The organism is Shewanella sp., from assembly GCF_013214165.1.
GTDB lineage: Bacteria > Pseudomonadota > Gammaproteobacteria > Enterobacterales > Shewanellaceae > Shewanella.
Genome location: NZ_JABSSM010000050.1, coordinates 22,780 through 32,760 on the forward strand (window position 1 = coordinate 22,780; position 9,981 = coordinate 32,760).

The following is a 9,981-nucleotide window of genomic DNA, read 5'->3' on the forward strand; positions in this document are numbered from 1 at the left end:
GTAGATTTTCCTTCATACTGCCGCTATATTCAGAGCCATACTAATAATATCTATATCTTATATATGGTTCTGAAATCAGTTCTTGTCCTCGTCACCCTGCTCGGATCTTCTTTTGCTCTTGCTGAAGAGGATTATGTTCATTACGCGTTTGCAAATTATCTCGGCAGTGGTATCTACCAAACCTCAGGTCAGAACGCCACTGTGGTTAACATACCCATCAGTGTCGAACTCTATAAGAATGATACTGAAACACTCATCCTACGCACCCCAATATCTCTGGGTTTCTTCAATTTTAAATGGAGCGATCTTTCCGACGGTGATCTGCCCACCAGCGTAGGTACCATGACAATTACCCCAGGCATTGAGTATCGGCTTCGCACCTCTGACACGCATGAGTTTCAAACCTATGCCGATCTTGGCTATGGTAATAATTTCACCACGGGCAACAATGTCGCTATCTATTCGGCTGGAGTCTCCAGCTTACTGGATCTTGAATTAAGGCAGTCGGCACCGGTCTGGGTTAATCGACTGTTTTTCGCTGGCTATGCCAGCTTCGATGGGACTCAGAGTGAGACCTATTCTGCACTGCAATCTGGTATCGATATAGGGACAAATATACATTGGCGCTGGAATTGGTTAGGCGTCGATGTCGAGCCCAGGGTGTTTGCTACAGCTTATTGGTACTTCGATAAACTCAGGTTCGCCACGCCATTCGGTGAAGATGTTTTAGTATCGAATAGTGTAGAAGTGGGCGCGACCTTAGCGTTTTCTAAGCCCATCCTTTGGGATTGGATGGGCATTGACCGCTTGGGTCTCAGTGTCCGCTCCGGTGATGGCGTCAAGGTATGGCGTTTGATCTTCGAGTTTCCTATCTAGGCGTTATTTCAGTACCTAGGTTTTAGTCGCAAGGTCTCAGTATCTAGCGTATCCATGAGTGATGATAGCACCTATATTCATCGAGTAAAACATTCACCACGTCCGTGTGGTTTATGGGTGTTCTACGCTAGTCTTGGTCTATTCACACTGAGACTTGCCCGTTTCATAACACCTGGGCTGGCGAGGACAGACCGCACCTCTGGAGCAAATGAGCCTGGCCTGGGTATCTATGCCTCGCTCGACCCAGTTGATATTGAGAATTTTAGCCACGCTGGTTAAGTCCTTCTTTATGGCCTTGGGGATCTCCGCTTCGCCGCCATGTGTAACGCAAGCGTGTTTTAATTCTGCGGCTATCGCATTAGCGTCTCCTCCCTGAGCTTGAATCGCGGGGTTAAGATCTATGCCGGCACAGAGTACGTGATTGTTGCCAGCCATATCTTTCACTCTTATCGACTCACAGCTGTAGATCCTAGGTTCATTGTCGACATCGAGTATCGACAGTTGTGCAGATGAGCCTGCACTGGATTCATTGATTTTTCTAAATACCGCCCAATGCTGACAGGGGTCTTGCACTAGCCGCATGTTGCCCCAGGGAAGTGGAATACCGTTGCCGCGATAGACTGCTTTTAATTTTCCCGGCGCATAGGCATCGAAATAGTGCCAGTGGGGATAGGGAGAGACGACTGTCATGCGGCGCATGGCAACCGATGCGGATACTCCCACTTGTGCATGAACATTTATCTCATAGCCATGACGATCTAACATCTGCCTGAAGGGGACTTTGGGGCAAAGTAGGGCGCCGGCAAAGAAACTGGACTCAAAGTCACGCCAGGCGTGGAGAATATCCTGGGCATTGAGTGTCGAAGACTGTGGCGTGGCCTTGTCCAAATCGTTACCCAAGTGATTGCGTCCTGTGGTGAGCACAGATTTCAATCCATCCTTGTTGTGCAACACACAGTGACCTATGTGCACCGCCAGATCATACTTGAGTCGAGTCGGGTTAGATTTCAGGTGTTTATTGATATAGATGGTCGAAGGTGGTTCAAAAAATGAGGTCACCAGCTGAGTGGAGGTGGCGCCCATCTCATCGGTCACATCTTTGGGGGCCCGGTCGACCCATTTTATTTTAAGCCCCATACCCTTAGCGATATCCATGATATCTTCCAGGGCGAGTGGCAGGCGTTTCTGTCCTATCTCTTCGGCTGCACGTTCGAGATCCGGAAAGTGATTCTGATGATGTTCCTGATGGGCGCGGATCAAGAGATGAGCAAACTGTCGTCCGGTGACCCCTGTTTGTGACAACATCTCAGGTATGGCAATCTGTAATATATCTTTGGAAAACAAAAAGTTTGGCTCCAGTGCCATGCCGTTTATGCCACCACGGCGGCCTTTATCTGGCGTGATAGCTTGATCTTCGGGGACATCATCTAAAAACCATTCGACCTCTTTCTGAAATACCGCCGCGATGACGGCTAACATGCCAGCACTGGGGACTCGTTTACCGCGTTCTATCATAGACAAGTATGACACTGAGGGGGCGGTTTCGGGGTCGACCCGCACACAACGAGCTGAAAGGTCTTCCATGGTGAGATGGTTTCTTTTTCTCAGGTTACGGATCTTGGTACCAAGAAAGTGTGATTTTCTCATTAAGCTTCTTGTTGTTGTCATTTTGTAAAATTCACACTGTAAAATTTCAATTGTGAAATTATAGTTAAAAATTAGCTAGACTACAAATCAAGCAATCGACAAAAAATGAATATGAGAGGATAAGGCTATGGATATTTCAACTATCACTAATGAGTATGGCGAGCAAAACTTTACAAACCTTATCAATGCCGGAATTGTCAATGTGAAAACAGCAGCTGTCACAGATGCTGACACTATGGGTATTGCCAAACAGTTTCTGGACAACACCTTTCCATTAGCTAGAGGCTCCCACAAAGAGGTGTGCAGTTATCTGGTTTACTATCAGCAGCTGTTGATGTTTTTTGCCGACGGAACCCATACGGGTCTGAAGAATTCAGGCCAATTTGTGGCGCTAAACGGCCATAAGAGTGAACCCGAAGCTATCTTGCTTAACAGTAACGGTACCCATGTGGAGCTAAGTTTCGATCGTGGCGGCAAGACAGGCATTAACGATCAGGCCCACATAGATGATGTCAGACTCGAAGGTCATGAATACTGGATCAGCCTGCTCAATGTTGAAGAGATGCGCATCATAGGAAGCTCACAAGCTTCACAAATGTTCACGGCGAAAGATGGCAGCGAGTATCCACTTAAAGGTTAACTATGGCCAATTATTGATATAGAAAAGCCGGATAGACGCTAAGGTCACTCCGGCTTTTTTGTGCTTTATATTTAATCTAGCTTGCTAGCTGCCCCAGATATTGGTATTGAGCTGATTGTCAGCATCGCTATTGTCGGCAGAGTGAGTGGTTTGCCTGTTACTCGCCGCACGTAGGCTCTTATCACTGGCCTGATAGTGATCATCTCTTGGTTTTCTTGCCGGTAAAGGTAATTTATTCATCTTCAAATAAAGATATTCAACCTTCTCTCTCGCCCAGAGGGTCTTACGCAGGAAGCGCAAGCTGGATTTAATGCTTGGATCATGATTAAAGCAACGAACATCGATGCGAGTGCCTAGCTCTTCCCAGCCATAATGCTCGACTAAGTCGGTGAGTAGGTCTTCTAGCTTGATACCATGTAGTGGATTATTTACTTGGGTCATGAGTTCATTAGATTAATTGATATTGAGTTAATTATATCAGTTAACCAGCAAGATTGAACAGGGAGGTTTTATCCTAGGAGGAAAAAGAGGGCGCATGCGCCCTCAACAAGGTGTGTCACGCTAAGTAGACTTACTGAAAAGTCAGCTGCCAATTGTTGATTGTGCCGGTATCACGTCGAGCACTGTCTACCGCTTTTAGTGTCCAGTCACCCGCAGATTCAACACCTGTCATATCGACAGTATAGCTCTGGACTATATCGTTTGAGCTGCCGCCAGCGTTATCGTGCAAGATAGAAAATTGACCCGACGGGCTATGCAGCTCTACTTGTAGATCACCAATATAAGTGTGGCTGATATTCACGTTCACGGTCACGGTTCCAGAGTCGCCGGTTCGAGTGGCAGATATCGGGCTAGTCACGCCCACAGAACTGTTATCTGGGATCGCGTAACCGTTAGTATTGGTGTAGGTCGCAGGGCCACCTGTGTTGCCGCCACCGCCAGTCGATTCAGTGAAATTAGCCACTAAGCTGACTCCGCTAAAGGCTGTGTAACCTTGAACCATCACGTAGTAAGTGCCCGCTTGGGTATTACTGATAGGACAAGATTCAGCGTTTCCGCTTTCCCAGGGACGACAATCATAGCTATCAGAGGTTGGCGCCGCTGCGTACTGCACATACAGATCCGCATCGCCACTGCCGCCGCTCATGGTAAAGCTCAAATCAGTTGCGTTAGCCGGGACATCGAGTGAGAAATGAAGCTCGTCATTTTTAGCGCCTGCCAAGCTATTTTTCGCTACAGAGTTTTCAAGAACAGACTCTCCAGGGCCAGTTCCGGGATCGCTGGGGCCATCACAAGAGGCATCGAGATAAGCCTTAGCGGCTACCGCATCGATAAGACCATAACCTGTTTGATTATCACGGCCAGCAGTAGCAAGATCTTCAGCCGTTGCGTTCAATGCTGAGCGGATTTGCTCGGCGCTACACTCGGTATGATGACTCCATACTAATGTGGCAACACCTGAAACGTGTGGGGTGGCCATCGAGGTGCCATTGTAGTAAGCGTAATCTTCATTTGCCGTGTTGGCGACCGTGACGCTTGAGCCAATTTGCGCCTGCAGTGCCTGACCCGTTGCGCGATCGACTGAGACAGACACCAGTGGCGCCTCGTTGTGTCTATCGAAGAGGAAAGGGTTTTGCAGGCCCGGAAGCTCGCTATTACTATAGACGATAACCGCACTCGCACCCGCCGAATGACAGGCTTTCACCGCTTCTATATCTGGGTAACTGACGCCGGTGAGCTGGTTACCGACACGCTCGACCAAACACACCTTAGCGTTCATGTTGCCACAGCTAAATACGTTATCAGAAACTAAGCACTCGGCTAACTCATCCGTTATGCTGCCATTGATAGGAATATTATCATAGTCGGCTCCTACGAGGCGGTTATGGGGGACGACCCCAATATCGAAGTAGGACTGGCCGTTAATGGTGATGTCGGCTAAACGTCCTTCGCCTAAAGTGACTGTCGATAGGATCGCTTCACCAGGACCCGAGATCTCAACCTGGTTAGTGTACTGGGAAAACTCGGCATGATCCTTGTTGTTATCGACGGCTGCCACAGACATCACCGCATCGTAAGATGCCGGGTAGCTGTGAGTATTATTGCCAGCGTTACCCGATGCGGCTATAAATAGCACATCATTATTGGCGTGTGCTGCGATGGCATTGTCTTCGGTCTGATTATAACTGGGTCCACCTAGGCTCATAGTGACCACGTTGGCGCCGTTATTGACACAAGTATCTATCGCCGAGACTAGAGATGAAGAGTATCCCCAACCCGCCTCGTTAAATACCTTGACCACATGTATGTTGGCTGTTTGATTTGGCATCACACCAATAACCCCCGAGTCGTTGGCGATGGCGGCAATGGTGCCGGCAACATGAGTGCCGTGAGCATTATTGATGCCTGGATCGAACCAGCTGTCTGTACCTATATTGTTGGTGCCCGTGACAATATTGCCACTCAAGTCACCATGATCGCGATCGTAACCCGAATCGATAATACAGATGGTGCGATTACCGGCCATAGCGTCACTCAAGCTGGTGGCGCCCACATAGGTTTGACCCCATGGAGTCGTTTCACTCAGCAGTTGTCTGGGCATGTCCTCTTCAACATAATCAACATCTGAACGAAGACGAAGGGATTGAATACTCTTTGGGTCGAGTTTGGCTGTATAGCTATTACTGCGACCAATGCGCTTCATCTCTCTTGCTGAAACACTATTGAGTGCTCTGTGATGAGAGAAGACTTCGTTGGTTCTTGGCACATAGCTCATCACACTCATTTCATCAGACCCTGATTGGAAACTTGCAGCGGCTTGAGCATTTTTAAATTTTACAATATAGCGCTTAGGTAGCGGAGATGTTTGTTCAATACCTGTAGCACTCGATTGAAGCCCCGGGATAAAGGTTGGCGCGGCTTGCACATTAGCTGAAATGGCGATTGCCAAGGCAGATAAGCTGAGTGCAACAGACCTTGTTTTGCTTATTGTCATACTTGTCTTCCATGTTAATTAAAATTAATCATTATTATTAGGTCTATTTTTAGTCGAAACTAAAATAAACCGGTTACTCAAAATCGAATGTAACCTCACGTAGCTGGCTTGTAAAATTAATGTTAATTTGGTGGTGTTGTTTATTTGGAGGGAGTAATTAAATCTTTACTGCATAATTATTGTGTTGATGCGCGTTAATTTGCGCTTTTGGTGGGTTGTGGTGATTAGCTATGCGAATGGTGATGGTGTTAACGGTTTTTGAATTCAATATTCAAAACTGTGTTTGTGGTCGTTTTGTAATGCTTTATTATTGTAAGGGATTGAAAGTGTAGGTGAATAGTATTAACTACTATTGGTTATAATATATACTTAAAAATAATATAGATGAACGAGAACCACTGAAATTATTAAGGTTTGTCATAGGGTTAAGGCAACTTGAACTTGGCATTAGTCAGTGGTTTAAGAGTGTGAGTCTGAGGAGCCATTGTTCTAGGCTAGGGGCATTATAATGTGTCGATAACTCTTAAGCGGACTTAGTAAGTTATCGACAGATCATGATGAACTAGAGGGTTAATTATGGTTTGTCATCTTGCTTAAACTGGCTCAAAGTTTCGAACCCACCGCCATTGTAGCTCTGAGTGAAACCTTCCGAGACTAGAGTATCGAAAGCGATACCGCTGCGGCGGCCACTGCGACAATAGAGTACTATTTGAGTGTCTTTGGCGATATCTAGGGCGTTAATTTTAGCGGCTATCTCTTCGAAAGGTATGTTGATCGCGTTATCTAAATGCCCCGCTGCGAACTCCTCTGCCGTTCTGACATCGATCACTGTGGCCCCCGCATCTATCTTATCCCATGCGACTCTCGGGTCCTTATCTGCCGCCAAGGCGAATTGACTCATCAAGAGGCTAAGTAACGCAAAAATTACCATGAAGCTGTGGTTTTTCATGCTTCTATGGGCGGCATTTATCTGATTATTCACTTTATTTCCCTTATATATTTATGAATGAATATGATTCATTGGCTTCGATGATGTTAATTTCTAGGTATTGAGCGCTTGTGAATGCATCAAGCAGGGCAAGGGCTCGCAACAATTTAAACGGCTTTTAATCAGTATAACGTTCGCGAGGCATAGGGTAAATGTGTACCCAAGTATTCTTACACTGGGCAACCATGGCATTTAAGCGAACTAATCTTTGAGATAATAAGTTAAGGTGGAGACGACTCTCACTCGCTTGGTATAAATCGAGATGGTCACTCTGGCGGCATAGCGATATTTCACATTGGGGTCCACATATCCCTGTGCTTGTCTGTCTTCGATTGAAGGCTGAGAGCTGGATATCTCATTGATAGAAAACCCTTGTTTAAGCAGCGCAGACAGTGATGTTTATCTCCAGGCAGCAAAAAGCCGCACCGAGTGCGGCTTTTTCATGACTATCAAAGACTAAATAAATTTAGAACTTGTAGTTGTACTGCATAGAGAAATAAGTCGCATCTGAGCGTGTGCTTGCATGTACCATGCTCGAATCAGCTCCTGGTATGCTACTGGTTATGCCACTCATTTCAATCAAGTCGACATCTTCACCAAGAACGAAGGCTAAACCGAAGTCGAGGCTAGTGTGCTTAGACAGGTTATAAGTCGCACCCGCAGTGTACCATTGACGATCTGAATCTGGGATTGAGATAGAGCTAATCTCACCGACTACGCCTTGGTCACGCATATAACCGGCACGTAGGGTCCAGGTATCGTTGAGTGTGTAAGTACCACCGATACTGAATAACCAGGAATCATCCCATGCATAGTGTTTAAGTTGAACATCAGCCGGATCGGAAACTGAAATTTCATCAAAATCGCCCCAAGTGGTTAACTGAGCCGTATAGTGAAAGGCAAACTTGTCCGTTAGCTGATGAAAACCTGCGACCTGGAAAATATCCGGTAATGGAATGTTGATCTCTTGATAATCTTGACCCAAGTAATTGACTGTGCCGTCGGCAGTGAATTCTGGGCTAAAACGATAGCTGATGCCGAAGCGGTGATCGGCATTGATCTCGTAAACGGCACCTAGGATACCGCCGAATGCCACACCTGTGGCGTCCACATCGACTAAATCTAGCTGACCAGCCCCTGGCACTTCTCCACCACGAGTTAATACACCAGTACCATAGATGATATCGACACCGGCACCGACGCTGAAGTGGTCGTTGAAGCGGTATGAGGCACTGAAGTTTAAGTTATAGGTGCTGACTTCCGTCTTGCCGAGCAAGTCTACAGGTGCTGGAACTTGCGCTGCACCACCCAGAATAGAGGCTGGGCTGGATAGGTCGCTAGTATCTGTGCCGGTACCGAAGTTACTAAACATGGCAATACCGTAGGCAAACTTGTCGTTTACCGGGTTAATATAATAGAAATTGGGGATGATCTTAGCTTCGGCGGCATCATCGACCCCTCCGTAGTGTATCTCACCAAAGTCCGAGTTAATGTAAACATCACTGACCTGAACCTGCACGTCGGCATAGACTAGGCCCATAGAGAGTTGCTTCTCATCGAACAGCGCCATGGCGGCTGGGTTACGAGCGAGTACCGAGGCGTTATCTGCGATGACGGCATCACCGGCGAAGGCGCGGCCAATACCAGTAGCTGACTGGCTGTTTAATTGGAAACCTGCGGCCATAGCTTGTGAACTTGCCAGCGTAACTGCGATAGCTAATAAAGTCTTGTTGAAGTTTTTCATCATTATCATCTCTGTAATTTTAGGCCCGGTAATTCAAACTCAGCTTTTATCCGCTTTTTAGAGTTTGATGCGAGTCCACTTGTTAGACCAGTGCATCTTAGGGATGGACGTATCTGCCAACAACTCCGACCAGTTGCGAATATCGGTTGCGTAATTGTTAATTAGGTCATCAGCTTTAAGGCTATCTATGTGTGCGTATGTTAACCGTGAGCTGGAGCGCTTGTCATGAGGCGCATCAAGAGCTTTACTCGATTTGAATTTACGTTGCTGACTTGTGAAATAGAGGGGTGAAAATAAATGATAAAAATAGCGTACACGTGTACGCTATTTTTGTTTTTGAAGGGGGAAATGCCTTATTTTTAGAGATTAAAGCTTTGAAGTAAATACTCTAAACTGTTCCTTGACCCGTTCAGTAGGGACAGATATTTTACTCACAATCACACCCGAAATCGTTGCTAAAATGAAGCCTGGTAAGATTTCATAGAGGTCGAATAACCCCCCAGAAAGCTGTTTCCAGATCACGACAGTCAATGCTCCGACGACAATAGTTGCTACCGCACCATTGCGACTGTAAGCACTCCAGAAGAGCGAGAGTAACACCACAGGACCAAATGCCGCGCCAAAACCAGCCCATGCATAACTCACTAGTCCAAGCACGCTGCTTTCTGGGTTAAGTGCAACGATACCAGCGATAATGGCTATCGCCAGTACGCCGATGCGGCCCACTAACATCAGCTCTTTACTGCTAGCTTGTGGGCGTAACCACTTCTTATAGAAATCTTCTGTTATCACACTAGAGCAGACCAAGAGCTGTGAATCTATGGTGCTCATGATGGCCGACAAAATCGCGGCGATAAGCAGACCGCCGATCCATGGGTTAAATGCCGCATGTGCCAGATAGATGAAAACAGTCTCAGGATTGGCCAATGGATCGTTGGCGAAGTACAAGCTACCGGCTATGCCCGTAGCAAGTGCACCTATGAGGGCAATAACCATCCAGCTCATGGCGATACGACGCGATAGCGGAATATCTTTAGCACTCTTGATGGCCATGAATCTGGACAGGATATGAGGTTGACCGAAATAACCTA

7 protein-coding genes and 1 pseudogene are annotated in these 9,981 nt (G+C 46.7%); 2 read left to right on the plus strand and 6 right to left on the minus strand.

The genetic code is table 11. The features are described from left to right. The first annotated feature begins 63 nt into the window (after positions 1–63). Positions 64–876 (plus strand): hypothetical protein, encoded by an 813-nt coding sequence (locus tag HRU42_RS14285; RefSeq protein WP_295031996.1) that lies wholly within the window; start codon positions 64–66, stop codon positions 874–876. A gap of 138 nt (positions 877–1,014) precedes the next feature. Here HRU42_RS14285 and HRU42_RS14290 read toward each other — a convergent pair whose 3' ends face one another. After that, positions 1,015–2,544, minus strand: coding sequence for a DUF3612 domain-containing protein (locus HRU42_RS14290; RefSeq protein ID WP_295031997.1), 1,530 nt, complete (start codon positions 2,542–2,544; stop codon positions 1,015–1,017). 106 nt (positions 2,545–2,650) lie between these two features. On the opposite strand from HRU42_RS14290, the gene HRU42_RS14295 reads away from it, so the two are divergent. Then, the gene (locus HRU42_RS14295; protein ID WP_295031998.1) at positions 2,651–3,163 is read left to right on the plus strand and encodes a malate synthase; all 513 of its coding nucleotides are present in this window, start codon (positions 2,651–2,653) and stop codon (positions 3,161–3,163) included. An 84-nt stretch (positions 3,164–3,247) separates the two neighbouring features. Here the strand turns inward: HRU42_RS14295 and HRU42_RS14300 are convergent, their stop codons facing one another. The 5 genes and pseudogenes from HRU42_RS14300 to HRU42_RS14320 form a co-directional block, all read right to left on the minus strand. After that, positions 3,248–3,604 (minus strand): VF530 family protein, encoded by a 357-nt coding sequence (locus tag HRU42_RS14300; RefSeq protein WP_295031999.1) that lies wholly within the window; start codon positions 3,602–3,604, stop codon positions 3,248–3,250. A gap of 130 nt (positions 3,605–3,734) precedes the next feature. Further along, positions 3,735–6,158, minus strand: coding sequence for a S8 family serine peptidase (locus tag HRU42_RS14305; RefSeq protein WP_295032000.1), 2,424 nt, complete (start codon positions 6,156–6,158; stop codon positions 3,735–3,737). Positions 6,159–6,732: 574 nt separating this feature from the next. Further along, positions 6,733–7,107, minus strand: a complete 375-nt coding sequence (locus tag HRU42_RS14310) for a rhodanese-like domain-containing protein (protein ID WP_295032003.1) — start codon at positions 7,105–7,107, stop codon at positions 6,733–6,735. Positions 7,108–7,612: 505 nt separating this feature from the next. Then, positions 7,613–8,890: a porin gene (locus HRU42_RS14315; protein WP_295032001.1), complete on the minus strand. Its 1,278-nt coding sequence runs from the start codon at positions 8,888–8,890 to the stop codon at positions 7,613–7,615. A gap of 366 nt (positions 8,891–9,256) precedes the next feature. Next, positions 9,257–9,981: pseudogene (locus HRU42_RS14320) on the minus strand (sodium:proline symporter); the annotation flags it as partial.